Source organism: Nonomuraea sp. NPDC052129 (assembly GCF_040680095.1).
Classification (GTDB): Bacteria; Actinomycetota; Actinomycetes; order Streptosporangiales; family Streptosporangiaceae; genus Nonomuraea.
Map to the genome: position 1 here is coordinate 302,504 of NZ_JBFAVX010000008.1, position 24,322 is coordinate 326,825.

Below are 24,322 nucleotides of genomic sequence, written 5' to 3' on the forward strand. Positions count from 1 at the left end.
TTCAGCATCAAGGAAGGACTTTCTGATGCTCGCACGACTGCTACGACCCAAGCATGTCGCTTCCGCCCACTGCGACCTGCCCTGTGGGGTGTACGACCCCGCGCAGGCCCGGATCGAGGCGGAGTCGGTCAAGGCGATCATGGAGAAGTACGCGGCCAACGAGGACCCGATCTTCCGGGCCCGGGCGCTCTCCATCAAGGAGGAGCGGGCCGAGCTCGTCAAGCATCACCTGTGGGTGCTCTGGACCGACTACTTCAAGCCCCCGCACCTCGAGCAGTACCCCCAGCTTCACCAGCTCTTCTGGGAGGCCACGAAGCTCGCCGGCGCGGCCGGCGGCAAGGGCACGGTCGAGGTCACCAAGGCCGAGGACCTTCTCGGCAAGATCGACGAAATCTCCAAGATCTTCTGGGAGACGAAGGCCGCCTAAATCGGCACAAAGGCTCTGTGCGGCGACCTTCCGCGCAGAGCCTTTTCGGTCGATGGCGAGTCTGATTCCGCCAACCACCTCCCGGGGGCGGTAAGTTGCAGTCAGCGCCGTATTCGCGAGGAGGAACGTGACCGAGGAAACCGAGACGCGGGCTGAGGGCGTGGCCGGCATCCGCGACGTGGTGAGCATCAGGCTCCCGGCCGCGAGTGCCTACCTGTCCGTACTGCGTACGGCCACTGCCGGACTGGCCGCACGACTCGACTTCACGCTGGACGAGATCGAGGATCTGCGGATCGCGGTCGACGAGGCGTGCGCGATGTTGCTGAGCGAGGCCGTGCCCGGGACCGATCTGACCGCCGAGTTCGAGCTGACCGGGCAGGAAATGCAGGTCAGGGTCGAGGTCGCGACGGTCGGCAGCTCCGCGCCAAAGCGGGACGACTTCGCCTGGATGGTCTTGACCGCCCTGGCAGACGATGTGGAAGCGGTGATCGACTCTCCCGATCGCATGGCGATCGTCCTGCGTAAGCGCCGAGGCACGGCGAGGCCGGCGTGACGGAAAGGACTGGAGCCATGGCCACCAGCGACCACGCCGTGCCCGACAGGGTGCGGGCCCGCATCCTCTTCGCCGAGCTGTCCGAGCTGGGGCCTGACGAGCCGCGTCGGCAGCGCATCAGGGACGAACTGGTCGAGCTTCACCTTCCTCTGGTCGAATATCTGGCCCGCCGCTTCCGCAATCGGGGCGAGTGGCTCGACGACCTCACCCAGGTCGCCACCATCGGACTGATCAAGTCCATCGACCGCTTCGACCTCAACCGCGGCGTGGAGTTCTCCACCTACGCCACGCCCACGATCGTCGGCGAGATCAAGCGCCACTTCCGTGACAAGGGCTGGGCGGTGCGCGTGCCGCGCCGCCTGCAGGAGCTCAAGCTGTCGCTGACCAAGGCGATCAGCGAGCTGTCGCAGCGCGAGGGCCGGGCACCGACCGTCGCCGAGCTGGCCGCCTACCTCAAGATGACCGAGGAGGAGGTCCTCGAGGGCCTGGAGTCGGCCAACGCCTACTCCACCGTGTCCCTCGACGCGCCGGATTCCGGTGACGACGACGCGCCCGCCGTGTCCGACTCGCTGGGCATCGTCGACGAGTCGCTCGAAGGCGTCGAATACCGCGAGTCGCTCAAGCCGCTGCTCGAACGGCTACCACCCCGTGAGAAGCGCATCCTGCTGCTGCGCTTCTTCGGCAACATGACCCAGTCGCAGATCGCCACCGAGCTGGGCATCTCGCAGATGCACGTCTCACGGCTGCTGGCCCGCACGCTGGCCCAGCTGCGCGAGGGCCTGACCGCGGACGACTGACCCTGGACGGCTAACGCGATCGAGGGCCGACGACCGACCCTCGACAGCTAACCCTTCTGCGAGTCCTCGCCATATAGGGCGTGGGTGGTGGGGGGCGCGAGCAACGTGCCGAGGCCGGCGACGGCCACCACGATCAGCGGGATCCCATAGAGCGGCTTGTCCGACTGGATGAGCGTGATCGCGACGGGGAGCACGAAGATCTGGGCCAGCACGCTGGGCGATCTCCCCCATCGCTCCATCTTGTACAGGCCGCCCCAGGCCACCCAGACCAATCCCGCGCCGATCAGCACCCCGAACACCGACTCGGCCAGCGCGCTGGTGATGTCCTCCGCCGCGCCGGCCAGCGTCTCCACCGCGACGTACAGACCGAGACCGAGCGCCACGAGGCCCTCCAGGGCGACGATGAGCGCGGCGGCGAGAAGTGTCCAAGGTCGGTTCACGCCCCAAACCCTATCGGTGCCCCTTGCCGCCTCCAGATTCCGACTAATGGCCGATAAGCCAGATATCGGGCACCGGCTAGTCTGAACGACATGCGAGCGATGCTCCTGGTCAACCCCAAGGCCACGACCACGAATGCCCGCCGGCGTGACGTACTGATCCGCGCGCTCGGCGCCGCCGTCGAGTTGACCGTGGAACAGACCCGGTACCGGGGCCACGCGGCCGCGCTGGCCACCACCGCGCACGCCAAGGGCTACGACGTGGTGGCCGTGCTGGGCGGCGACGGGACGATCAACGAGGCCGTGAACGGCCTGCTCAACGCCGTCAACGGCGACGACCCCGCATACCAGGACGACCCCAGCGCCGGGCGGCCCGCGCTGATCGTCATCCCCGGGGGCAGCGCGAACGTGTTCGCCCGCGACCTGGGCCTGCCGAACGACCCGGTCGAGGCCACGGGCGCTGTGCTCGAGGCGCTGCGTGACGGCCGCCGCAGGACCGTGGGGTTGGGGCAAGCCCTTTGGGAGGATGAGAGCCGATATTTCACCTTCGGCGCTGGGATGGGGTACAACGCCGAGGTCATCCGGGCCGTCGAGGGGCTGCGCGGCACGGGCCGGAAGGCGACACCCACGCGATACGTCAACACCGCGCTGCGCCACTACCTCGCCACTGACAAGCGCCATCCGGCGATGACGCTGAGCGGCCCCGGCATTCCCGCCGCCAAGGGCGTGTACATGGCGATCATCTCCAACGCCTCGCCCTGGACCTACATCGGCACCCGGCCGGTCCTGCCCACGCCCTGGGCCGGCTTCGAGACCGGGCTCGACCTGCTGGGACTCCAAGAGATAGGCGTGACTTCGATACTTCCCGCCATCCGGCAGATCCTCACGGAGCGTGACACCCTTCCATCGGGCCGGCACCTCGTCCAGCTCCACGACGAGTCCGAGTTCACGCTCGCGGCAGACCGCCCTGTGGCCTTCGAGCTGGACGGCGACTACCTGGGGGAACGGGAATCAGTGACATTCCGCTCTATCCCGAACGCATTACAAGTTCTGGTCTAGCTGGTTACATTCGGTCATTGTGTGACGCATCCGACATCCATCCACGCCAAAACTTCCTACCAACCCTCTTGCGTGCACTCTCAGTGGCTGACAGGCTCAACTTTGACGTCGGAACGTAGGACCTTTAACAAGCCTTACCGGGTCCGCTCCGACGCTCAGCGGGCAACCCCGGTCCAACGCAGGATCCGGGTCGTTGCTCGCGCGAGTTAGTGAAACTCTTCACAAAGTAGTAGCCGCACGGAGCCAACCAGAGGTTCCATCTACTAAGGAGTGAAACGCATGGACTGGCGCCACCGAGCTGCCTGCCGTGACGTCGACCCCGAGCTGTTCTTCCCGATCGGCAACACCGGCCCGGCACTCATGCAGATCGAAGAGGCCAAGCAGGTGTGCCGCTCGTGTTCGGCGGTCGACCTGTGCTTGAAGTGGGCCCTTGAGTCCGGCCAGGACGCCGGCGTCTGGGGCGGCCTGAGCGAGGACGAGCGCAGGGCGTTGAAGCGCCGCAGCGCCCGTGCCCGCGCTCGCGCCTCCGCCTAGCCGAACCGCAGCTCGTACGGCAGGCATCGCCCGGCCCCACCCGCCATATGTGGTGGAGGGCCGCCAGGCAGACGCCCGCTGAACCCGCACGTGGCGGGCCGCCGACACGCGCGCCCGTGACAAGGCACGCCGTCAGGCGGCCGGAAGTGGGATGGAGAGCGTCACCTCTGTGCCGCCCTCCAGGCGAGGGGCGATCGAGAGCTTGCCCGAGAGCTCGCCGACCACGAGCGTGCGGACGATCTGCAGGCCCAGGCTCGTGGAATTGTCCAGCTCGAAGTCGTCGGGCAGACCCTGACCGTCGTCCCAGACGGTCACGTGCAGCCTGTCGGGAGTCGGTTCCACGACCACTTGCAGGTGTTTGGGGCGGCCGTGTTGCAAGGCGTTCTGGAGAAGTTCGGTGAGAGCCATCGCCAGAGGTGTGGCGATGAGCGACGGAAGGGTGCCGAAGCTGCCTATCCGTCGCGGGGTGACCGCCGCCTCCGCCGCCGACACCTCTCCCGCCATCGCGATCACGCGGTCGGCGATGTCGTCGAAGTCGACGAACTCCTCCGGCGCGTGAGAGAGCGTCTCGTGCACGATCGCGATCGAGCCGACCCGCCGCACCGCCTCCTCCAGCGCCTCCCGCCCTTCGGGCACGCGCAGGCGCCGCGCCTGGAGCCGGAGCAGGGCCGCCACCGTCTGCAGGTTGTTCTTGACCCGGTGGTGGATCTCGCGGATGGTCGCGTCCTTGGTCATCAGCTCGCGTTCGCGGCGGCGCAGCTCCGTCACGTCACGGATGAGCACCAGCGCGCCGATGCGGCCGCCGCCGACGATCAGCGGGATCGCCCGGAGCTGCACGATCGTCCCGCCGGACTCGACCTCGGTCTCCTTGGCCGCGCGCCCGCTGGCCACGATCATCAGGTCCTCGTTGATCGGCTCGTCGGAGTAGCAGAGCGTGGCGGTCACCCGGCCCAGCTCGGCCCCGACCAGATCCGCGTGCAGACCGAGCCGCCGGTAGGCCGACAGCGCGTTCGGCGACGCGTACGTCACGCGCCCCGCCCGGTCCAGCCGCAGCAGGCCGTCTCCGACGCGCGGGGAGCGGACCAGGATCGGCTCCTCGCCGGAGAACGGGAAGCGTCCCTCGGCCACCATCTGCGCCAGGTCGGAGGCGCTCTGCAGGTAGGTGAGCTCCAGGCGCGACGGGGTGCGCGCCGAGGACAGGTTCGTGGAGCGCTGGATCACCGCGAGGAAGCGGGCCTCGCCGACGGGGACCGCCCGCCGTACGGGGATGGTCTCCTCGCGGACGGGCACGCCCGTCGACCAGTCGGGGTCGCCTTCGCGGCAGATGCGCCGCTCGTTCCATGCCGTGTCGATCAGGTAGCGCTCGCCCTTGGCCGCGACGGTGCCGACGATGTCGTCGTGGTAGACGGTGGGCCCGGTGGTCGGGCGCATCTGCGCGATCGCGATCCAGCCGCCGCCCTCGCCCTGGAGCGGCGCCCACAGGATGAGGTCGGCGAACGACAGGTCGGCCAGCAGTTGCCAGTCGGAGACCAGCGAGTGCAGCCAGTCGAGGTCCGCCGCGTCGAGAGCGGTGTGGCGGACGACGAGGTCGCTGAGAGTCGGCACGAGTGCATCATGCGTGCTTTCCGCCGCAACAACCAAACCGGCGACCCGGCCCGCCCCTCCCGCCGGCGTGCTCACCGGGCCGCGAACACCGATGAACACGGGCGTGTCGCCGTGCGGTCAACCGCTGATTTTCGGGAATCTCACACTGTGAAAACCGTCACACTGTTCCGTTCGGTCGACCCTCGGAGCGGGACCGTTCGGCGTGCAACGGAGGTGATCGACACGTCACTCATCTTTGCCCGGACTTCGGCTACGGCGTCGGCTACCGCCTCGGTTGCGGCCACGCCTGCCACTGTGTATATCCTTCACAATCAACCTGAGCTGCCCGATCCGGCATGTATCACGGCGGGCGAGCCCGGTCTGACGACGAGCGCGCCCCTGCCTGTGTCGTGCCGGTGGTTGACCGCTCGGGCCAATCTGAGTTCCGATGATCTCGCGGTGATCAGACACGCCCTCACCGCCGTGGCAGAAGTGAAGGTGAGAGCGTGACGGACGACGGCCCTCGCGTACCGAAGTACTACGACGTGAAACGGAGCCTGCTCGAGCTCACCAAGAGCCTGCCTCCCGGCGCGGCGCTGCCTCCCGAGCGGGCGCTGGCCGTACGTTTCGAGACCTCGCGCACCACCGTCCGTCAGGCGCTGACCGAGCTGGTCGTCGAGGGGCGGCTGCTCCGCATCCAGGGCAAGGGCACCTTCGTGGCCCAACCGAAGGTGGCGCAGGTGCTGCAGCTGACGTCCTACATCGGCGACCTGCGCACGGCCGGCTTGGAGCCCGACACCAAGATCCTGGAGATCGGCTACATCACCGCCGACGAGCCGCTCGCGCGGCGGCTGGCCATCAACCCGGGCGGGCGGGTCCTGCGCATCCACCGCCTGCGCCTGGCCAACGGGGAGCCCGTCTCGATAGACACCACTCACCTGTCGGCCCGCCGCTTCCCCAGGCTGCGGCGGGAGCTGGAGGTGCACGCGTCCCTGTACGAGACGCTGCACAACGCCTACAACGTCCGGCTCACCGACGCCGAGGAGATCATCGAGACCGTGCTCGCCACGCCCTATGACGCGAAGGCGCTCGGCGTGGACGTCGGGCTGCCGATGCTGCTCCTGACGCGGCACGCCTTCGACGCCGACGGAAACCCGGTCGAGTGGGCGCAGTCGCTCTATCGCGGCGATCGGTACAAGTTCGTCACGCGCTTGCGCCGCCCGTGAGGGAGCTTCTTCAGCAGGCCGTCTTCGGGAGGTCGCAGACCTTCGCCCTCATCTGCTCCGCCTGGGAGATGAGGCCCTTGAAGCGCTTGAGCGGCAGGCTCTTCCCCGGCCAGGCCGATCCGCCCACGACGTAGACGGTCGCGCCGTTCCGTACGACGACCGTCTGCTCGCCGCTCTCGAAAAAGCTGCTGCCGGCCCGTAGAGCGTCGTCGCCCACCTTGAGGGGCTTGGTGTAGTAGTGGTGGCGGTCGGGGCCCTTGCCGAAGTTCTTGCACCGGGACAGGTCCGCGCGCAGCCCCCGCATCGCCGTACGGGCGGCGGAGACGCTCTTGTAGACGACGAGCTGCTCGTACTTGATCGTGTCTTCCGAGCGGTAGTGGACGGCCCGGGTCGTCAGGCGGTCGGCGGCCGAGGCCGTGCGGCGCTCGCACGGGTTCAGCCGGAGCGGGAGACTCTTCGACTCCGTCGTCTTGTAGGACTCCCACTTCTTGGCCGGTGGGTGGGTCTCCAGGAAGAGCATCCCATCGGGCAGGGCGCCCGCCCCCATCGACATCGCCGCGGCGGCTGCCACGGCTACCCCGATCTGTAACATCTGGACCTCCAGCTCATCCCTCACCACAAGAGACGGCCCGCAATACCGATTCGTTCAACTATTTCGGGACTTGCAGCCATCGCGGGGTGATGATGCAGGCATGGCAAAGGCGATCGAACAACCCGTTCCCGGCGTCACGGTCGGACACGCTCTCCTCGGCCGCTCTAGAGGCGCGGCCCAGCCGGTGGACAAGATCGTGCATGACGGCGACACGATCAACATCGCGGCCGACGGCAACTTCGGCGTGCGCCTGCTCGGTGTCGACGCCCCCGAAGTCAGCTTCGAGTTACCCCGCAACCCGAACTTCCCCGACTTCCCCAAAGGCTTCGTCTCCATCGACAAGCCCGCCTGGACGACCTTCCTCACCGACCCGTTCGAGAAGGGCTACCAGGAGCTCACGCTCCGCACGGCCCTGCACAACAACCTGCTGGGCAGGCTGGGCCCGGCGGCCGCGCCCAACCACGCCGCCCATGCCGCCCCGGCCACCCAGGCGCTCAAGACCATGATGCAACTCGACATCACCGAGCAGGGCCTCACCGACGAGACGTTCAAGATCAGGCTGGCCTTCGCGTACGAGATCCTCGACCGGTACGGCAGGCTCCTCTGCTACGTCAACCGCGACCAGCGCGACAAACCCCGCCCCGATCCGTACAACGAGCGACTGCTCGCGGCCGGGCACGTGATCCCGTACTTCATCTGGCCCAACGTCGATCCCTTCGTCCGCCAGGAGGGCCGGTTGGCCGACGCGGTGCCGGCGCCGGGCAGCGCCAGGACCGTCGCCGAAGCAGGGGCACTGGGCCGGGCCAGGCAGGCCGTACGGCGGGCCCGTGAGGCGGGGCTGGGCCTCTGGGACCACGCGAACCCGCTCGCCCTGCTGCCGTTCGAGCTGCGCTTCCTGGCCCAGCGGCGGGCGCCCGACCGCTACGTGCTCGACCTGTCGGACAACGCCAGGGAGTTGCTGCACCCGCAGAGTTACTTCCGCATCCCCAATCCCGAGGACCGACTGTTCGTCAACGCCGAGCACGCCCCGCTGTACAGGGAGAAGGGCTGGTCCGTCCCGCCGCTGTGAGGCTGACCCCTCTTCGTCCGCGGGGTGGGGCTAGCCCTACCCCGCAGGCACACACCAAGCCCATGTCGCGCGGGCCCCGGAGGTCAATACCGTTGGTGCCATGAAAGTCCCCCGCCCGTGGTCGGCACGCGCCTGGCTGGACACGGCGCACGTCGTGATCGGGCTGCCTGTCGGCGTGATCCTCGCCGGGCTGACCCTCGTGTGCGCCGCGGTGCCGCCCCTCATGCGCCGCGGTCTGCCGCTCTTCACCCGGGTGCAGCGCTCCCGGTTCGAGGCGTTCCTCGGGGCGCGCATCCCGCCGGTGCGCTCGCCGACCACCTGGCGCAGCCGCATCACCTGGCGGCAGATCGGCTACCACCTGCTCTCGCCGCTGGTGGGGCTGGCCGGGACCGTCCTGGTGGCAGCCGCGTGGGGGGCGGCCGGAGTGGGGCTGACGGCGTTCCTGCAGCCGATGCTGCAGAAGCGTCCGCTCGTGTTCGAGTTCAACCTGAGGGAGCCGGGCGTGGTCTCCCTGTACATGGCGGTCGGGTTCGTCCTGCTGCTGGTGGCTCCGACGCTGGCGCGGGGAATGGCGCGTCTGGACCTGTCGGTGGCGCGCACACTGCTCGGCCCCAGCCGCCACGAGCTGGGGCAGCGGATCGAAACGCTGACCGAGAGCCGTGCCGGGGTGATCGACGCGGCCGACGCCGAGCGGCGGCGCATCGAGCGGGACCTGCATGACGGCGCCCAGCAGCGGCTGGTCTCGCTGGCCATGAACCTCGGGCTGGCCCGCGCCACGCTGACCGACCTGCCCGAGCCCGCCCGCGAGGCGATCGCGCAGGCGCACGAGGAGTCCAAGCAGGCGCTCAAAGAGCTGCGCGACTTCGTCCGCGGCCTGCACCCCGCCGTGCTCAACGACCAGGGCCTCGACGCGGCGCTCTCCGGCATCGCCGCGCGCGCTCCCATCCCGGTGCGGCTGCGCGTCGACATCGATCTGCGCGCTTCTCCTACCATCGAGGCGGTGGCGTTCTTCATCGTGTCCGAGGCCCTCACCAACATCGCCAAGCACGCGGCGGCCACCAAGGCCCAAGTGAGCGTGGTCCGCGAACGCGACCGGCTGTGCCTGCGCGTCGTCGACGACGGCTGCGGTGGCGCCCGGCTCGACGGCGGCACCGGGCTGCGCGGCCTCCTCCAGCGGATCGACTCGGTCGACGGGACGCTCCGCCTGTCCAGCCCGCTCGGCGGGCCGACCACGATCGAGGTGGACCTGCCGTGCGAGTAGTTCTGGCGGAAGACTCCGTACTTCTGCGCGAAGGGCTCGTCCGGCTGCTCGACGCGGCCGGCATGCGGGTGGTGGCGGCCGTGGACGAGGCGGAGGGCCTGCTGCGCGCCGCTGAGGAGCATCTGCCCGACCTGGTGGTCACGGACGTACGGATGCCTCCCACACACACGGACGAGGGCCTGCGCGCGGCCCTCGTGCTGCGCCGCGAGCATCCCGACATGCCGGTGCTGGTCCTGTCTCAATACGTGGAGGAGCGCTACGCGGCCCGGCTGCTCGCCTCGGCCACCGGAGGCGTCGGCTACCTGCTCAAGGACCGGGTGGCCGACGTGACCGACTTCATCGACGCACTGCGCCGGGTGGCGGCGGGCGGCACCGCGCTGGACCCCGAGGTCGTCGCCCAGCTGCTGCTGCGCGGGCACAGCGACCCGCTCGACCGGCTGACGCCCAGGGAGGGCGAGGTGCTCAAGCTGATGGCCGAAGGCCGCTCCAACGCGGGCATCGGCCAGGAGCTGGTGCTCAGCGAGGGAGCGGTCGGCAAGCACATCGGCAACATCTTCACCAAGCTCGACCTGTCCCCGGCCGAGGGCGACCACCGCCGGGTCCTCGCCGTCCTGCAGTTCCTCAAGATCAGGAGTCTGCCATGAGGGCCCTGTGGCTGAGCGCGGGCGCCGTGGCGACCGTGTGCGCGTTGCTGATCAGCGGTACCGCGTTCTGGGATGGGTTCGCCCACGCCAGTCCACCGACGGAGACGACCAGCAGGAGCATCTCGTTCAAGCTGTCACAGCTGAAGGTGATCGCGGGGCGCGGAAGCGTGAACGTCAGCATCCATCCCGGCGAGGCGGGCGAGCTGTTCCTCGAACGGTCACTGAGCTGGTCGAAGACGAAACCGACCGTCAAGGAGGACTGGGACGGCCGGACGCTGCGGCTCGATGCCTCTTGCCCAGGCACGGACGAGCGGCACGCGCCGGTCTGCGATGTCGACTACGCGCTGTTCGTGCCGGTGGAGACCGATGTAGCGGCGGAGTCGGCCAACGGCATGCTGGCGGTCAACGGTCTCTTCGGCAATGTCCGGATGATCTCCGAGTCGGGTCCGCTGCGAGTGGCCGAGACATCGGGCACCGTCTGGGCCAGGAGCGGTTCCGGCGATGTCACGGGCAGCAGGCTCACGGGCGGCGAGGCCGACGTGGAGATCGGCTCGGGCCACGTCGACCTGTCCTTCGAAAACGCTCCGACGAAGGTCCGGGCGGTCGTCAGAACCAGAGGCGATGTCACCGTGCTGGTCCCCGGCCTGTCCTACGACGTGGACGCGCGTGCCAAGAACGTCAACCTCGACATCATGAAGGAGCCTGCCTCGCCAAGGAAGATCACCGTGCAGGCGCCGGCCGGCATGGCGAATGTCTGCTGCAGGTGAGGACCGGGAACCGGCCGCCATGGCTGCGTGACGACGCAACCGTTGACATCTGTTTACTCTGATGGCTCGTTGGTAGGTTCCCGGCATGGAGTCTGCGAAGCACGCCGGTGACGCCGCCGTCGCCGTGTCCAAGGCCTATGGTGTCGAGACCATGTTCACGCTGTCGGGAGGGCACGTCTTCCCGCTCTACGACGGCGCCGTGCACGAGGGCATGCGGATCCTCGACGTACGCCACGAGCAGAGCGCCGTGTTCGCCGCGGAGGCCACGGCCCGGCTGACCAGGAAACCCGGGCTGGCCGTCCTCACGGCGGGCCCCGGCATCACCAACGGGATCAGCGGCGTCGCGACCGCGCACTTCAACGGCTCCCCCGTGGTCGTCATGGGCGGGCGGGCCCCGCGCTCACGCTGGGGCAGCGGGGCCCTGCAGGAGATGGACCACCCGCCGCTGCTCGGGCCGATCACCAAGCTGTCGTTCACCGCGACCGGAGCCGACTCCATCGGCCAGGACGTCGAGGCGGCCTTCCGCACGGCCGTCGCGCCGCACCGCGGGCCGGTCTTCCTCGACTTCTACATGGACGACCTGTTCGCGCCGTCGCCGGCGCACCCGGTCGAGACGCAGAGCCCGTCGCCCCTCGAGCCCGACCCCGAGTCCCTTGCCACCATCGCCAGGCTGCTCGCCGAGGCCGAGCGCCCGGTGCTGGTATACGGGTCCGACGTGTGGATGGACCGGGCCGAGGAGGCCGCGCGCGACTTCGCCGAGAACTGGCGGCTGCCGGTCATCCCCAACGGCCAGGGCCGCGGCATCCTGCCCGCCGGCCATGAGCTGCTCGTCACCCGCGCCCGCGGCCTCGCCTTCGCCAAGGCCGACCTGGTCATCGTGGTCGGCACCCCGCTCGACTTCCGGCTCGGCTACGGCTGGTTCGGCGGCAAGCAGGGCGCGCCGCCGGCCAAGGTCGTGCACATCGCCGACACGCCGTCGCAGCTGGCCACGCACACCCAGCCCGCCGCGTCGGCCGCCGGCGACCTGTCCGTGGTGCTCTGGAGCCTCGGCACTGCCTGCGGCGACGCCGGCCTGAAGCCCACGGCCTACTCCAGCTGGGTGTCCCAGCTGTCGGAGGCCGCCGCCGCGGCGATCGCCGACGACGCCGCCCTGCTCACGGCCGACTCCGACCCGATCCACCCCATGCGCATCTACGGCGAGCTGGGCAAGGTGCTCGACGACGACGCCGTGGTGATCGGCGACGGCGGCGACTTCGTCTCCTACGCGGGCAAGTACGTCGAGCCCAAGCAGCCCGGCAACTGGCTCGACCCGGGCCCCTACGGCTGCCTCGGCACCGGCCTCGGCTACTCCATCGCCGCCCGGCTGGCCCGGCCGTCCTCGCAGGTGGTGCTGCTGCTGGGCGACGGCGCGGCCGGGTTCTCGCTCATGGACGTCGATTCCCTCGTACGGCACAACTTGCCGGTGGTCATGATCTGCGGCAACAACGGCATCTGGGGCCTGGAGAAGCACCCGATGCAGATGCTCTACGGCTACGACGTGGCCGCCGAGCTGCAGCCGCAGTGCCGTTACGACCAGGTGGTGACGGCGCTGGGCGGCGGCGGCGAGCTGGTCACCCGGCCGTCGGAGATCGGCCCCGCGCTGCGTCGCGCGTTCGACTCCGGCGTGCCGTACATGGTGAACATCGCCACCGACCCCCAGATCGCCTATCCCCGCACCACGACGGGGATCTGACCTGACCCAGATCGCCCACCCGCCGGAGGATCTGACCTGACCAACCCCCAGATCGCCCACCCGCCGGGCGATCTGACCTGCCCATCGCCTACCCCCGCACCACGGCGGGGGTCTGAGCTACCTGGCCCCGAGCGTCGGCGTCGGGGTCGGGCTGGGTGACGGGCAGGGGCCGCCGTCGATGACGACGATCTTGACCGGCTTGTTCACCTCTAGTAACGTGCCGCCGTTGGGGAAGGTCTCGCCGATCCGGCCGCAGGCGATGCCCTGCTCGGTGGTGGTCTGGTTATCGATCCGGATGTTCTGGAAGCCCGCGGCCCGGATCCGCTGGGTCGCCTCCGCGTACGGCAGCTCGACCACGCTGGGGACCTGCTTCTTCGTGACCGTCGTGCTCGGCTTCGGCGAGCTGCTGGGGGTCTTGGTCGGCGTCTTCTTTTCCGTCGGGTCCGGGGTCGGTGACTCCTTCTCCGTCTCCGTCGGCTCGGCGGCCGTCCTGGTGGGGACCGGCTCCTGCGTAGTCGGCTTCGGCTTGATCGGGCGTCTGGTGGGCTTCGTCGACGTGGGGGTCGGGTCGGGAGTGGGATCGGAGTTCGCCACGTCCGACGTGGTAGCGGTCGGCTGGGGTTCGAGCTGGCTCGACATGTTCGTCAGCGCGACGGCACCGGCACCCGCCCCGAGGACGACCGCGGCCGCGATCCCGGCGACGAGGGCACCCCTGCGGGGCGCCTTGGCGCCGGCGCGGCGGGCGCCCTGCCGCGGCCCGGCCAACGTCTGCGCCTCAGACGTCCCAGCCTGGTACGACCCCGTCTGGGGCGGCCCACCGGCCTGGTAGGACCCCGTCTGATGGGGAGCTCCCTGATAGGACCCCGTCTGGTAAGGGCCCGCCTGGTGGGATCCGGTCGGGTGGGGACCCGACTGGCGGGACCCGGTCTGGTACGCCTCCATCGGCGCGGCCATGGTGGCACCCGTCACCGGCGGCGCGGGCTCTGGAGGGGGTGTCTCACCGGCCGCGATCTTGCGGGCCGTCTCACTCATCGCCCTGGCCGTCGGGTAACGGGCGAGCGGATCTTTCGACAGGGCGCGTTCCACGAGGGCGCGCGCGGGTGCGGGGATCTCGGCGGGCAGCGGCGGAGGCGCCTCGCGGATGTGCTTGAGCGCGATCGTGACCGCGCTCTCGCCGTCGAACGGCCGCTGCCCCACCAGGCATTCGTAGGCCACCACGCCCAGCGCGTAGATGTCCACCGCGGGCGTCACCGGCGCGCCCTCGGCCTGCTCGGGCGCGCAGTAGGCGGCGGTGCCGAGCACCATGCCCGCGTCCGTGAGCCGGCTGGCCACGTCGGAACGGGCGATGCCGAAGTCGGTCAGCACGAGCGTGCCGTCGCGCTGGACCAGCAGGTTGCCCGGCTTCACATCACGGTGCACGATCCCCTGTTGGTGCACCGCCTGCAGCGCCGAGGCAGCCTGCGCGATCAGCTCCATCGCGGGCTGGGGCGGGATCCGGCCCAGCCGCATCAGCAACTTGTCGAGCGGCTCCCCGTCGACGAACTTCATCACCAGATAGACGGTGTCCCCGCTCACACCGTAGTCGTAGACGTCGACGACACCCGGATGGTTGATCGTCGCCATCGCCCGGGCCTCGGCCTGGAAACGCGCGACGAACCCGGGATCGTCCATGCGGCCGGGCAGCAGCACCTTGACCGCGACGGTGCGCGCCAGCACGATGTCCTCGCCCCGCCACACCTCGCCCATGCCACCGGCGCCGATGCGGGTGTCCAGGCGATAGCGCCCCGCCAGCGTCGTTCCTTGGGCTACCATGACTCCCCCGTTACCCCTTTACCTCTATAACCTCTCCCACCCCAAGGATCTCCAACAAAGCGAAGTTGTGTCGCGGTGAGGTAACACAGAGGTCACGGAACTTCGAGAGTGTACGACTCACGAGTCCCACATGCCACTTAAATGCCGTAAGCCCTACAAACCCTATCCTGCGGCCTTCTGACCACACTTGTCCGCGTTTCCGGGAGATCAGGGCCCTTGACAGCGGGCCGCGGTGATGATCGCAGTACGCTGGCGGTATGACGCTCGCTCCGGGTCTCCGCTCCCAGCTGCTCATCATGGTCGAGAGGTCCGACACCGCTGAGAAGATCGGCAGCGGCGACGTCCCGGTGCTCGCCACTCCGCGGCTGCTCGCGCTGGCCGAGATGGCGACGGTCAAGGCGGTGCACGCGCATCTCGCTCCCGGTGAGACGACCGTCGGCACCCGTGTCGAGCTGGTGCACCTGGCGCCGAGCCCACTGGGCACGCACGTACAGATCACCACCGAGCTCACCGAGGTCGACGGCAGGCGGCTGGTCTTCGGCTTCGAGGCCCGCGACAAACAGAACGTCGTCGGCCGGGGCACGATCGAGCGAGTGCTGGTCGATCGCGCCAAGTTCCTCGACCGCGCAACCCGCTAATAGTGATCGATCGCACTAAGTTTATCGACCGCGCCGCCCGCTAAGGTCTTCGGACCGGCGGCTATCGTACCGGCGGCTATTCGATGACGGCGATCAGGTCGCCCTCCTGAATCACGTCGCCCTCGCTGACCTTGAGCTGCGCTACGACGCCATCGTCCTCGGCCAGGACGGGGATCTCCATCTTCATCGACTCGAGGATGACCAGTGTGTCGCCCTCGGAGACGGTGTCGCCCTCCTGGACGACGACCTTCCAGACATTCGCCACCATCTCCGCGCGTACCTCAGCCACCGCGACTCCCCTCTTCCAATGAGCTAACAATGTCATGTGCGCTAGGCGCGCATTCGCCCGATCAAGCCGGTGTCATAGTCGCCGCTGACGAACTCGGCGTTGTCCAGCAGTTCCGCACAGAACGGCAGGTTGTTCTTGGGTCCTTCGACGACGAACCCCGCGACGGCCTCGCGACCGGCCCGCAGCGCCTCGGCCCGGGTCGCACCGAAGACGCAGAGCTTGGCCATGAGGGGATCGTAGAACGGCGTGACCGTATTGCCCTCCTCGTAGCCGGAGTCCACCCGGACGCCCTCGCCGGCCGGCTCTCGCCAGGCGGAGATCTTGCCCGCTCCCGGGAAGAACCTCCTGGGATCCTCGGCGTACACACGGAACTCGATGGCGTGGCCACCGGTCTCCGCCTTCAGCTCGGGACTCTCGCCCGCGGCCACCCGGAGCTGCAGCTCGACCAGATCCAGCCCGGTGACCAGCTCGGTGACGGGGTGCTCCACCTGGAGCCTGGTGTTCATCTCCAGGAAGACGAAGTCCTGCGCGTCGGCGTCGACCAGGCACTCCACGGTGCCCGCGCCCAGATAGCCGACGGCCTCGCCGGCCCGCACGGCGGCGGCGAGCATGCGCTCGCGCAGCTCGGGCGTGATTCCGGGTGACGGCGACTCCTCGACGACCTTCTGATGGCGACGCTGCACGGAGCAGTCGCGCTCGCCCAGGGCTACGACGGTGCCGTCGGGCAGGCCGAGGATCTGCACCTCGACGTGGCGGGCGCGCTCGATGTAGCGCTCCAGCAGAATGGCGGGCCCGTCGAGGACGTCACCGGCGGCGAACCTCGCCGCCGCTCGGGCGGCCTGCTCGAACGCCTTGGCCAGTTCTTCGTCGTCGTGGGCGACACTCATCCCGATGCCGCCACCCCCGCCCGCGGTCTTGACCATGACCGGATAGCCGATCCGGCCCGCCGCCCGCAGCGCCTGCTCCAGGTCAGTGACAGGCTCCCGAGTGCCCGCCGCCACGGGCACGCCCGCGTCCTCCATCAGGTTGCGGGCATTGATCTTGTCGCCCATCTGGTCGATGGACTCGGGGGCCGGGCCGATCCACACCATCCCGGCATCGATCACCGCCCTGGCGAACGCCGCATTCTCCGCGAGAAACCCGTAACCCGGATGAACCGCCCGCGCCCCGGTGGCCCGAGCCGCCTCCAGCACCTTCCCGGCATCGAGATAGCTCAACTGAGGGTTGGCCGGCCCGATCAGCACGGCCTCGTCCGCCTCGCGCACGAACGGCAGATCCGCGTCGGCCTCGGAGTAGACGGCGATGGCCCGCAGCCCCAGCCGCTTGACCGTGCGGATGACCCGCCGGGCGATCTCCCCTCGATTGGCGACCAGAACAGCCCCAAGCGTCTCAGTAAGCACCCGCCCAATCTACGGCCGTTGGGCGGAAGGTCCCTTTCCCGCTAAACCACCGATCCGGCCGACGTCTTCTGTAGAAACCCAACAAACTCCATGTTTTACGGCAAGCCACCCCCACCGCCACCCACCGCACATGGCTAAGGACCTCCAGGAAAACGCCCGCTGACCCCGCACAGGGCCGGGCGCCGTTACGTGCGCATCCTTGGCCGGTGGCGTGGACGGGCGAGCCTGTGGCGCGACCGGATTCCAGGCCGGTGGCGTCGTCAGTCGGTCTAGCCGGTGGTGTGGTTCCCGCTGACCAGTGCGGTGTCCCCAAACGTCCGCCGGGTATCTGTTCTTCCGTTCCCCAAAAGGGGGTTTCTCCCTACGAGGACCTCAACCACCACGGACCGTCCACGGTGGTCACCACCCACAGAGGGCGTTACAGCTTGTGGACCGCCAGCCGGTCCACCACCCTGGTCATCGCCTCGATCGCCGCCGGATCATACGCGGTCCCCACTGCCAGCCGCAGCCGCTCAAGCGCCGCCCCGGCCCGGTCCCGATCAGCCGACCCCCCGACCAGGTCATCGTAGGCGTTGGCCGCCTTGATGATCCGGCTGGACAGCGGCGGGTCCTCGGCGATCTGGTCGCATTGGCGGCGCACCAGTTCGGCCACCCGGTCGAGCACTCCCGTCTGCTTGATCACCTCGGCCCCCAGCTCCGCGATGCGGCGGGCCTGCGCGGGATCGGCGAGCACGGTCGCGCCGCCCGGGATGGGGTCGCTCAGGGACAGCTGGCCGATGTCGTGCATGAGGGCGGCGTACTCGAGTTCCAGCAGTTCCGGCTCCGCCATGCCCAGCTCGCGGCCGACCGCCACGGCCAGGCGGCTCACCCGGCGCGAGTGACCGGGCTCGACGTAGCCGCCGACCTCCGTGACCCGCGACAGGGCGCGTACGGTCTGCAGGTAGGTGGCGCGGATCCCGGCGTACTTGCGGAAGGCCACCTGAGTGACCAGCAGCGGAGCGGCGAAGACCAGCAGCGCCACCAGGTCCATGCTGTGGGTGGCCAGCGCGAGCAGCACGCCGGACGCGGCCACGGCGGCGCCCAGCGGGAAGGCCATGTTGAGCTCGTCGCGCACGGCCACCTTGAAGGCGGTGCGCACCTGCTCGGCCCTGAGCAGGGCCGCGATCAGCACGTCGATCAGCAGGGTGAGCGTGATGAGCGTGACCATGACGCCCAGCGCGGGCCACCACGTCGGCGGGTCCTGCCGGGTGAGCTGGAAGAGCGGGTCGGCCAGCGGCCGGAAGGCGAAGGCGAGCAGCGCGCCGGTCAGCAGGCGGCGCGCCATGGCGTCGAGGCGCGGCGGGCGGCCGACCGCCAGGTGCGGCAGCGCGCCCGCGATCATGCCGACCGCGATCACGGCCACCACCTGGAGCGCCGTGTGGCGCAGTGGGTTGCCGCTGAGGTCGAGCAGCAGCGTGTAGCCGAGCGCGGCGGCGGCGCCGATGGGCGCGACCTCCCGGTTGCCCGGCATGGTGAGCCTGGCCAGCTCGCCGACCGCGATCAGCGCGCCGAAGCCGATCGCGATCTCGGGCCGGTCGAGCCCCACGGCGGAGGTGTGCGCGACGCCGGCCACCGCGACCAGCCCCGCCCCGCAGATGAGCAGCAGCTGCCCGGAGTCCAGGCTTTGGAAGGCACGTGTCAAGGCCCGCTCACCACTTCGATCGGCCTGGTCGGGTCGTCATGGTCCTTGATCGGGGTCTCGGTCGCCTCGGGCGGCGGCGACTCGACGCGGCGGGGCGGCTGCCATGGCTCGCGTTCGAGCGCTCTGGCGAAGGCCGCCACCATGACCGGGTCGAACTGGCGGCCCGCGTTCTTGCGCAGCTCTTCGACGGCCACCTCGACCGAGCGGGCGTGGCGGTAGGAGCGGTCGGACGTCATCGAGTCGAACGCGTCGGCCACCGCGATGATCCGGGCGAACTCCGGTATCTCGTCGGCCGCCAGTCCCATCGGGTAGCCCTTGCCGTCGTGGCGTTCGTGGTGGTGCATGATCCCGGCGTACGCCTCGTCGAGGAAGTCGATCCCCCGGACGATCTCCAGCCCGCGCATCGGGTGGAGCTGGATCGCGGCGAACTCCTCCTCGGTCAGCGGCCCCTCCTTCTGCAGCACCTTGGTCGGCACGCCGAGCTTGCCCACGTCGTGCAGCATGCCCGCGTAGCGGATGGCGCGCAGCCGCTCCAGGCCCATGCCGATCTCCTGAGCGATCATCGAGGAGGCCAGCGAGACGCGGGTGCAGTGGCCCCTGGTGTAGTAGTCCTTCGTTTCGACCGCCTGGCACAGGGCGGCGATCGTGGCGTCGTACGAGCGCTGCTGCGCGTGATATTGACCGAACGCCCAGCGGGCGACGAACAGCGGCAGCAGCACCAGCACCGCCGAGATCGACTGCACGGTCGCCCAGAGCCCGGCCACCAGCAGCCCGAACGTGCCGTAACCCAGATAGGACAGCAGGAACTGGACCATGCCCCGCAGCGGCACCTCCATGGCCCGCACCCGGGTCGCCAGCCGGATCATGGTCAGCGTGAGCACGATGTTGAGCGGTACGAACACGCCCGTGGCCGCGGCGTAGGGGCCGATGAGGCCGTCGAAGGCGTTGACCCCCGGCACGCCGGAGACCCCGCCCAGCCCTTGGTAGATCCAGCCGGCCGCGTAGCCGCAGATCGCGAACTGCGCCCCGTTGAACAGCCGCTTGATCAACGGCAGCCCCGGGCGCACGCTGAAGACCGCCGTGAAACCCACCAGAGCGGCCCCTTCTGGACCGATCAGGACGACGGCCGCCAGCGCCGCGGAGAAGCTCACGGACACCGCGAACTGCTCCACGTTCAGCAATGTCGGCATCGACTCGCAGACCAGGAACAGCAGCGCGAGCACCAGCAGGATGCCCAGATCACCGGGTGCCACCAGGCGCCCGGAGGTGATCACGCTGTGCCCGAGGAGGATGGTCGCCGCGCCGATGACGGCGATGAGATAGACCTTCGCAGGCCACGGCAGATCACGCATTGCGGCCCCCAAGGGTGCTCAGGTCCAGGACACCCCGTGAGGCAGGGCCCCGCCCGCGCTCATCAGCAGTGTCATCACAGGGGTGATCAGCACCGCGGCCGCGATCAGCCGGGCGATCATAGCCTTCAGCATGTGCTCGCCTCCACGTCGACTCGTTACGCCGACTCCTGTGGGTCACGCTACAGAAGGCCCGGTCTGTGCAGGGCCAGAGTCGAGAATCGCAAGCAAAGCGTAATCAATCCACTACCTTGGGCGACGGGCGGCCCAAGCGACCGTGTTCTTCAGCCCGGTCGCCAGGTCGGTGCGCGGCTGCCAGCCGAGCCCCTCATAGGCGGGCACCGGGTCGACCGCCATGGCCGGCAGGTCGCCCACCCGCGGCGGCGCGAACCCCGGCTTGTCCTGCGCGTCGGCCGCGTCGGCGATCAGCGCGTGCAGCCTGCGGTCGGTGGTCTGGATGCCGGTGCCGAGGTTGAACCTGCGCCCGTTGCCCTCGGCCCCACAGGCCCGGACGAAGCCGTCGACCACGTCCTCGACGTAGATGTAGTCGCGGGTCTGCGTGCCGTCGCCGTAGAGCACCGTGGGCGTGCCGCTGAGCAGGCCGTCGGTGAAGATGGCCACCACTCCGGCCTCGCCTTCTGGCGACTGGCGCGGGCCGTAGACATTGGACAGCACGAGCGTGGTGTATTCGATGCCGTAGAGCGCCTTGAAGGTGGCGAGGTAGGTCTCGCCGCTCAGCTTGGAGGCGGCGTATGGCGAGCGCGGGTCGGTGGCGGCGTCACCGGGCACCGGGATCGTGGCGGGCCGGCCGTAGACCGCGACGGAGGAGGCGAAGACCACCTTGCGGGTGCTGGCCTCCTGCGCGGCGGTCAGGACCGACGCGGTGCCCTGGACGTTCACACTGGCGTCGTGGACCGGGTCGGTGACGCTCTTACGCACGCTGATCTGCGCGGCGAGATGGCAGATGACCTCGGGCCGCAGCTCGGCGGCCAGCTCGATCAAGGCCGGATCGCGGACATCGACCTCGTGCAGGCGGAAGCGGTCATGCGTGGCCGCGTCGGCCAGGTTGTCCCGGCAGCCGGACGAGAAGTCGTCGACGACCGCCACGTCGTGCCCATCCGCCAGCAGGCGGTCGACGAGATTCGAACCGATGAACCCGGCACCCCCGGTGACAAGCACGCGCATGGGGGAATCTTAGTCGGACAGCTCCGACCTCACCTGCGCGATGCGGGCCAGCACTTTGGAGCGCAGGTCGCCGGGGACCGGGTCGCAGCCGCAGTGTTTGGCCACGAGCGCCTTGATCGCCTTGTCGAGGTCATATTCCTTCAGGCACGGGCTGCACTCTTCGAGGTGCACGCGGATGTCGACCACGTCGCCCTCGGTCAGCTCGCCGTCGAGATAGGAGTAGACCTTGTCGAGTACTTCCCGACAGTCGGTGTCATGCGGGTTGCCACAGCTCATTTCGATCCCTCCGCCGGGACCAGGCCGCGCTCGCGGGCGTAGTCCTCGAGAAGTCCGCGGAGCTGCCTGCGACCGCGGTGCAGCCTGGACATCACGGTGCCGATCGGGGTCCCCATGATGTCGGCGATCTCTTTGTACGGGAACCCCTCGACGTCGGCCAAATAGACCGCGATCCGGAACTCCTCGGGCAGGACCGCCAGGGCCTGCTTGATATCACCGTCGGGGAGATGCTCGAGCGCCTCGACCTCGGCCGACTTCAGGCCGCTCGACGTGTGCGACTCAGCGCGGGCGAGCTGCCAGTCCTCGATCTCCTCGGTGCCCGACTGCTTGGGCTCGCGCTGCTTCTTGCGATAGCTGTTGATGAAAGTGTTGGTCAGGATCCGGTAGAGCCACGCCTTGAGGTTCGTACCTTCCTGGAACTGGTGGAACGAGGCGAACGCCTTGGCGAAGGTCTCCTGAAGCAGGTCCTCCGCGTCCGCTGGGTTCCGGGTCATCCGGAGCGCCGCGGAGTAGAGCTGCTCGAGGTAAGGCATGGCTTCGCGCTCGAACCGCTCACTTCGCTGTTCCAGAGTCTCCGCGCCTGTCGCGGGCACCGGACCCACCCCCCTAAGATCACCGGTGGCCGGCTGTTGCGGTACACCGTACTCAGGGGAGAATACCCGCTCGTCACGGACCGGTCCGTCACTGGGGAGGGGTTCGAGCAATGTGAGCATGCACGTCGCAACACGCCCGCGCCCTCGTCTGTTCCCGCAAAATAGAAGGTGACGAACGACCCGGTGCGGGGAAAACCATACGTACCGGCTGGTAGCCATTTTCCCGGAACCCAGGAGTCGCGTGTGCTGCCCATTCCGGCCGAGGAACTGAACGGCTCAGGGACGCTCGGGCCGTACTGGACCTTCTACCGCGCCGTTGTCGCCGAGCAGCTGACCCGGTGGCTCCCCGCCCAACCCTCCGTCGTACTCGATCTGTCAGGGGGCCGCGGACGCTGGTCCGGGCAGGCCGCCCGAGCCGGGCACCGGGTGATCGAGCTGCTCGACTTCCGCCGCTCCACCTCGCTGGCGTTGAGCTCTTCCTCGCTGAGCTCTTCCTCGCTGAACTCCCAGTCGCTGAGCTCTCCCTTGGCACCCGACCCGCAGGCGCGGCTGCGCGACGCCGGACGCGTCCGTCACGTACGCGCCGACGACCTGGCCTTCCTCCCCGACGAGAGTGTGGACGCGGTCGTCGCCGAAGAACGCGCCATGTCGATCGAGCTCATGGCCGAGTCGGCGATGAGCGACGTGTTCCGAGTGCTGCGGCCCGGCGGCCGGGCGCTGATCTGCGTCGACTCCCTGGTGCTGGGCATGGCGATCCTCGCCGAGCAGGAGCAGTGGCAGCACCTGCGGCAGACGGGCGAGGTCATGCTGGTGCCGTGGCCCGACGGCAGCATCACCCGCTGCTTCAGCAGCGCGCAGCTGCGCGAGCTGCTGACCGGCGCCGGTCTGGAGGTGGAGTGGGTACGCCCGCGCACCGTGCTGTCGCCCTCCACCGTCGACCACGTGCTGGGCTCCGACGCCAGGTCGCTGTCCTGGCTGGTCCGCACCGAGCTCGACGCGCACCCGGACGACGACGACACGGTCGGCATCCACCTCGTGGCCAGCGCCCGCAAGACCTAGCCCGCTTTCGTTGGCGGTACCGCCAACGAAAGTACCGCTAGCGGCGGCGTTCCTGCCTGCCCTGGCACTCCACGCACCGCGCGGCCTCCGGACGGGCCTCCAACCGGCCCTCCGGGACCGGCTTGCCGCAGTCGACGCACCTGCCGTACGTGCCTTCGTCCACGCGCTTGAGCGCCTCGATCACGGCCCTGCGCTGCGCGGTGGCCACGGTGAGCATGGCCTGGGCGCGGTCGGCGTCGGTCAGGTCGGACCCCGCGTCGGCCGCGGAGTGCTCGCGGATCGCGACGGGGTCGCCCTGCAGCACCCCGATCGATCGGTCCAGGTCAGCGAGCATCTTCTCCAGCTGCTTACGAGCGGTCGCGTCGTCCACGGATCCGCACCTCCGGGTAAAGGGGGGCAAGCCGCAGCGGGACTCCCCGGAAGTCCTACCCGGCGCGTTGGGGGGCATGTGTGGCGGTGACTCCGGGTGAACGGATGCATCGCTTTCCCCACCGAATGCCCACTAAGCGTGGCTCTTACACCTTTAGCGGAGAGCGGTTTCCTCCTCCGGGGGCAGGGGTTTGATGAGGTCCGGGCCGTTGTTCCGAACATTGTTGACATCGGTGGAAACGGCCACCGCCGTCAGCCGCCCGGTGTCGGCCGGCACCAGCAGCCCCGAAGCCTGCTCGGGGTCGGTGAGCTTGGGGTCGAGCCACTCCGCCCAGCGCTCCTGCTCGATCATCATCGGCATCCTGTCGTGGATGCGGCCCAGCTCGTCCTCGGCGTCGGTGGTGATGACCGTGCAGGTCACCAGCCACTTCAGCGGATCGTCGTCGTCGCGCGACTTGTCCTTCCAGAACTCGTACAGGCCCGCCATCGCCAGCACCCCGCCGTCCTCCGGGTGGATGAAGTACGGCTGTTTGTTCTTCTTGTCGCCCTCGACCGGCATCCACTCGAAGTAGCCGTCGGCCGGCAGCAGGCATCTGCGCTTGGCGAACGCCTGGCGGTAGGACGGCTTCTCGGCCACCGTCTCGATCCGCGCGTTGATCATCCGTGAGCCCACCGACGGGTCCTTCGCCCAGGCCGGCACCAGCCCCCACTTGACGATCCGCAGCTGCCGCACGGCCCGCTCGGCATCCTTGGGGACCCGGCTGAGGACGGCGTAGACGTTCTTGGTGGGCGCGACGTTGTAGTCGGGCCCGAGCTCCTGGTCGGGGTCACCGTCGAGCTCGACCTGGAACTCCTCCAGCAGCTCGTGCTTCTTGCGCGCCGACGCGTATCTCCCGCACATGTCCCCACACTGCCATGTACGACCTGCGACCGCATGCGCGCCCGTCCGAGTCGTCGGCAGCCGTGAACTTCACCGGCGCCAGTATTCT

General features: G+C 69.1%; 26 protein-coding genes. 13 read left to right on the forward strand and 13 right to left on the reverse strand.

From position 1 onward, the window contains the following. Positions 1 to 25 precede the first annotated feature (25 nt). From sodN to AB0L53_RS21125, 3 genes are all read left to right on the forward strand, one after another. Complete coding sequence (gene sodN / locus AB0L53_RS21115) at positions 26 to 427, forward strand: superoxide dismutase, Ni (RefSeq protein ID WP_214640147.1); 402 nt, start codon at positions 26 to 28, stop codon at positions 425 to 427. Positions 428 to 554: 127 nt separating this feature from the next. Next, positions 555 to 980 carry an anti-sigma factor gene (locus AB0L53_RS21120; RefSeq protein WP_214640148.1) on the forward strand — a complete coding sequence of 142 codons (426 nt, stop codon included), beginning with the start codon at positions 555 to 557 and terminating at the stop codon, positions 978 to 980. Positions 981 to 997: 17 nt separating this feature from the next. Further along, entirely contained in the window at positions 998 to 1,777 is a 780-nt protein-coding gene (locus AB0L53_RS21125) for an RNA polymerase sigma factor SigF (protein WP_357949601.1), read from the forward strand. Between the two features lie 47 nt (positions 1,778 to 1,824). On the opposite strand, the gene AB0L53_RS21130 is transcribed toward AB0L53_RS21125, so the two are convergent. After that, on the reverse strand, positions 1,825 to 2,217 hold the full coding sequence (locus tag AB0L53_RS21130) for a hypothetical protein (RefSeq protein ID WP_363996182.1): 393 nt from the start codon (positions 2,215 to 2,217) through the stop codon (positions 1,825 to 1,827). A 90-nt stretch (positions 2,218 to 2,307) separates the two neighbouring features. Between AB0L53_RS21130 and AB0L53_RS21135 the strand changes: the two genes are divergently transcribed. Together AB0L53_RS21135 and AB0L53_RS21140 are read left to right on the forward strand one after the other, a co-directional pair. Further along, entirely contained in the window at positions 2,308 to 3,273 is a 966-nt protein-coding gene (locus tag AB0L53_RS21135; protein ID WP_363996185.1) for a diacylglycerol kinase family protein, read from the forward strand. A 279-nt stretch (positions 3,274 to 3,552) separates the two neighbouring features. Next, positions 3,553 to 3,807, forward strand: a complete 255-nt coding sequence (locus tag AB0L53_RS21140) for a WhiB family transcriptional regulator (protein WP_225301850.1) — start codon at positions 3,553 to 3,555, stop codon at positions 3,805 to 3,807. A gap of 132 nt (positions 3,808 to 3,939) precedes the next feature. On the opposite strand, the gene AB0L53_RS21145 is transcribed toward AB0L53_RS21140, so the two are convergent. After that, positions 3,940 to 5,412, reverse strand: coding sequence for a PAS domain-containing sensor histidine kinase (locus AB0L53_RS21145; protein ID WP_225301849.1), 1,473 nt, complete (start codon positions 5,410 to 5,412; stop codon positions 3,940 to 3,942). Positions 5,413 to 5,897: 485 nt separating this feature from the next. Here AB0L53_RS21145 and AB0L53_RS21150 point away from each other — a divergent pair, with 485 nt between their 5' ends. Next, a complete protein-coding gene (locus tag AB0L53_RS21150) occupies positions 5,898 to 6,617 on the forward strand; it encodes a GntR family transcriptional regulator (protein ID WP_358557384.1) in 720 nt (239 codons plus the stop codon). 10 nt (positions 6,618 to 6,627) lie between these two features. Here the strand turns inward: AB0L53_RS21150 and AB0L53_RS21155 are convergent, their stop codons facing one another. Next, positions 6,628 to 7,209 carry a hypothetical protein gene (locus tag AB0L53_RS21155; protein ID WP_363996190.1) on the reverse strand — a complete coding sequence of 194 codons (582 nt, stop codon included), beginning with the start codon at positions 7,207 to 7,209 and terminating at the stop codon, positions 6,628 to 6,630. A gap of 100 nt (positions 7,210 to 7,309) precedes the next feature. Here AB0L53_RS21155 and AB0L53_RS21160 point away from each other — a divergent pair, with 100 nt between their 5' ends. The 5 genes from AB0L53_RS21160 (at position 7,310) to AB0L53_RS21180 (ending at position 12,682) form a co-directional block, all read left to right on the forward strand. After that, the gene (locus tag AB0L53_RS21160; protein WP_363996192.1) at positions 7,310 to 8,278 is read left to right on the forward strand and encodes a hypothetical protein; all 969 of its coding nucleotides are present in this window, start codon (positions 7,310 to 7,312) and stop codon (positions 8,276 to 8,278) included. A gap of 100 nt (positions 8,279 to 8,378) precedes the next feature. After that, the gene (locus AB0L53_RS21165) at positions 8,379 to 9,539 is read left to right on the forward strand and encodes a histidine kinase (protein ID WP_363996194.1); all 1,161 of its coding nucleotides are present in this window, start codon (positions 8,379 to 8,381) and stop codon (positions 9,537 to 9,539) included. Next, complete coding sequence (locus AB0L53_RS21170) at positions 9,530 to 10,183, forward strand: response regulator transcription factor (protein ID WP_358203762.1); 654 nt, start codon at positions 9,530 to 9,532, stop codon at positions 10,181 to 10,183. The genes AB0L53_RS21165 and AB0L53_RS21170 overlap by 10 nt, the downstream gene beginning before the upstream one ends. Beyond that, positions 10,180 to 10,950 carry a hypothetical protein gene (locus AB0L53_RS21175; RefSeq protein ID WP_363996197.1) on the forward strand — a complete coding sequence of 257 codons (771 nt, stop codon included), beginning with the start codon at positions 10,180 to 10,182 and terminating at the stop codon, positions 10,948 to 10,950. Before AB0L53_RS21170 ends, AB0L53_RS21175 begins: the two co-directional genes overlap by 4 nt. 85 nt (positions 10,951 to 11,035) lie before the next feature. Continuing rightward, positions 11,036 to 12,682 carry an acetolactate synthase gene (locus AB0L53_RS21180; RefSeq protein WP_363996200.1) on the forward strand — a complete coding sequence of 549 codons (1,647 nt, stop codon included), beginning with the start codon at positions 11,036 to 11,038 and terminating at the stop codon, positions 12,680 to 12,682. A 117-nt stretch (positions 12,683 to 12,799) separates the two neighbouring features. On the opposite strand, the gene AB0L53_RS21185 is transcribed toward AB0L53_RS21180, so the two are convergent. Further along, complete coding sequence (locus AB0L53_RS21185; protein ID WP_363996203.1) at positions 12,800 to 14,494, reverse strand: protein kinase; 1,695 nt, start codon at positions 14,492 to 14,494, stop codon at positions 12,800 to 12,802. A gap of 257 nt (positions 14,495 to 14,751) precedes the next feature. Here AB0L53_RS21185 and AB0L53_RS21190 point away from each other — a divergent pair, with 257 nt between their 5' ends. Then, positions 14,752 to 15,132: a hotdog domain-containing protein gene (locus AB0L53_RS21190; RefSeq protein WP_363996206.1), complete on the forward strand. Its 381-nt coding sequence runs from the start codon at positions 14,752 to 14,754 to the stop codon at positions 15,130 to 15,132. Between the two features lie 76 nt (positions 15,133 to 15,208). Here AB0L53_RS21190 and AB0L53_RS21195 read toward each other — a convergent pair whose 3' ends face one another. The 7 genes from AB0L53_RS21195 to AB0L53_RS21225 all read right to left on the reverse strand — a co-directional run bounded on the left by AB0L53_RS21195 (position 15,209) and on the right by AB0L53_RS21225 (position 21,914). Beyond that, positions 15,209 to 15,421: a biotin/lipoyl-binding carrier protein gene (locus AB0L53_RS21195; RefSeq protein ID WP_185089469.1), complete on the reverse strand. Its 213-nt coding sequence runs from the start codon at positions 15,419 to 15,421 to the stop codon at positions 15,209 to 15,211. A 41-nt stretch (positions 15,422 to 15,462) separates the two neighbouring features. Further along, on the reverse strand, positions 15,463 to 16,821 hold the full coding sequence (locus AB0L53_RS21200; RefSeq protein WP_363996209.1) for a biotin carboxylase N-terminal domain-containing protein: 1,359 nt from the start codon (positions 16,819 to 16,821) through the stop codon (positions 15,463 to 15,465). Between the two features lie 418 nt (positions 16,822 to 17,239). Then, entirely contained in the window at positions 17,240 to 18,502 is a 1,263-nt protein-coding gene (locus AB0L53_RS21205) for an HD domain-containing phosphohydrolase (protein ID WP_363996212.1), read from the reverse strand. After that, entirely contained in the window at positions 18,499 to 19,854 is a 1,356-nt protein-coding gene (locus AB0L53_RS21210; protein ID WP_357949560.1) for an HD-GYP domain-containing protein, read from the reverse strand. The genes AB0L53_RS21205 and AB0L53_RS21210 overlap by 4 nt, the downstream gene beginning before the upstream one ends. 243 nt (positions 19,855 to 20,097) lie before the next feature. Next, positions 20,098 to 21,036: an NAD-dependent epimerase/dehydratase family protein gene (locus AB0L53_RS21215; protein ID WP_363996216.1), complete on the reverse strand. Its 939-nt coding sequence runs from the start codon at positions 21,034 to 21,036 to the stop codon at positions 20,098 to 20,100. 9 nt (positions 21,037 to 21,045) lie between these two features. Continuing rightward, positions 21,046 to 21,312, reverse strand: coding sequence for a mycothiol system anti-sigma-R factor (rsrA, locus tag AB0L53_RS21220; protein ID WP_225301833.1), 267 nt, complete (start codon positions 21,310 to 21,312; stop codon positions 21,046 to 21,048). Further along, positions 21,309 to 21,914, reverse strand: a complete 606-nt coding sequence (locus tag AB0L53_RS21225; protein ID WP_214640210.1) for a sigma-70 family RNA polymerase sigma factor — start codon at positions 21,912 to 21,914, stop codon at positions 21,309 to 21,311. Before AB0L53_RS21225 ends, rsrA begins: the two co-directional genes overlap by 4 nt. Before the next feature lie 234 nt (positions 21,915 to 22,148). Here AB0L53_RS21225 and AB0L53_RS21230 point away from each other — a divergent pair, with 234 nt between their 5' ends. Continuing rightward, positions 22,149 to 22,964 (forward strand): methyltransferase domain-containing protein, encoded by an 816-nt coding sequence (locus AB0L53_RS21230; RefSeq protein WP_363996220.1) that lies wholly within the window; start codon positions 22,149 to 22,151, stop codon positions 22,962 to 22,964. A gap of 37 nt (positions 22,965 to 23,001) precedes the next feature. Here the strand turns inward: AB0L53_RS21230 and AB0L53_RS21235 are convergent, their stop codons facing one another. Beyond that, positions 23,002 to 23,334, reverse strand: coding sequence for a TraR/DksA C4-type zinc finger protein (locus tag AB0L53_RS21235; RefSeq protein WP_363996222.1), 333 nt, complete (start codon positions 23,332 to 23,334; stop codon positions 23,002 to 23,004). Positions 23,335 to 23,487: 153 nt separating this feature from the next. Further along, a complete protein-coding gene (locus AB0L53_RS21240) occupies positions 23,488 to 24,234 on the reverse strand; it encodes an SOS response-associated peptidase (protein WP_363996224.1) in 747 nt (248 codons plus the stop codon). Positions 24,235 to 24,322: the final 88 nt, after the last annotated feature.

What these genes read in the sequence shown, in the direction of transcription:
- AB0L53_RS21140 (WP_225301850.1), top strand. Translation starts at nt 3,553, where the DNA reads ATGGACTGGCGCCACCGAGCTGCCTGCCGTGACGTCGACCCCGAGCTG.
- AB0L53_RS21165 (WP_363996194.1), top strand. Translation starts at nt 8,379, where the DNA reads ATGAAAGTCCCCCGCCCGTGGTCGGCACGCGCCTGGCTGGACACGGCG.
- AB0L53_RS21160 (WP_363996192.1), top strand. Translation starts at nt 7,310, where the DNA reads ATGGCAAAGGCGATCGAACAACCCGTTCCCGGCGTCACGGTCGGACAC.
- rsrA (WP_225301833.1), bottom strand. Translation starts at nt 21,312, where the DNA reads ATGAGCTGTGGCAACCCGCATGACACCGACTGTCGGGAAGTACTCGAC.
- AB0L53_RS21185 (WP_363996203.1), bottom strand. Translation starts at nt 14,494, where the DNA reads ATGGTAGCCCAAGGAACGACGCTGGCGGGGCGCTATCGCCTGGACACC.
- AB0L53_RS21240 (WP_363996224.1), bottom strand. Translation starts at nt 24,234, where the DNA reads ATGTGCGGGAGATACGCGTCGGCGCGCAAGAAGCACGAGCTGCTGGAG.
- AB0L53_RS21175 (WP_363996197.1), top strand. Translation starts at nt 10,180, where the DNA reads ATGAGGGCCCTGTGGCTGAGCGCGGGCGCCGTGGCGACCGTGTGCGCG.
- AB0L53_RS21180 (WP_363996200.1), top strand. Translation starts at nt 11,036, where the DNA reads ATGGAGTCTGCGAAGCACGCCGGTGACGCCGCCGTCGCCGTGTCCAAG.
- sodN (WP_214640147.1), top strand. Translation starts at nt 26, where the DNA reads ATGCTCGCACGACTGCTACGACCCAAGCATGTCGCTTCCGCCCACTGC.
- AB0L53_RS21135 (WP_363996185.1), top strand. Translation starts at nt 2,308, where the DNA reads ATGCGAGCGATGCTCCTGGTCAACCCCAAGGCCACGACCACGAATGCC.
- AB0L53_RS21215 (WP_363996216.1), bottom strand. Translation starts at nt 21,036, where the DNA reads ATGCGCGTGCTTGTCACCGGGGGTGCCGGGTTCATCGGTTCGAATCTC.
- AB0L53_RS21210 (WP_357949560.1), bottom strand. Translation starts at nt 19,854, where the DNA reads ATGCGTGATCTGCCGTGGCCTGCGAAGGTCTATCTCATCGCCGTCATC.
- AB0L53_RS21155 (WP_363996190.1), bottom strand. Translation starts at nt 7,209, where the DNA reads ATGTTACAGATCGGGGTAGCCGTGGCAGCCGCCGCGGCGATGTCGATG.
- AB0L53_RS21190 (WP_363996206.1), top strand. Translation starts at nt 14,752, where the DNA reads ATGACGCTCGCTCCGGGTCTCCGCTCCCAGCTGCTCATCATGGTCGAG.
- AB0L53_RS21125 (WP_357949601.1), top strand. Translation starts at nt 998, where the DNA reads ATGGCCACCAGCGACCACGCCGTGCCCGACAGGGTGCGGGCCCGCATC.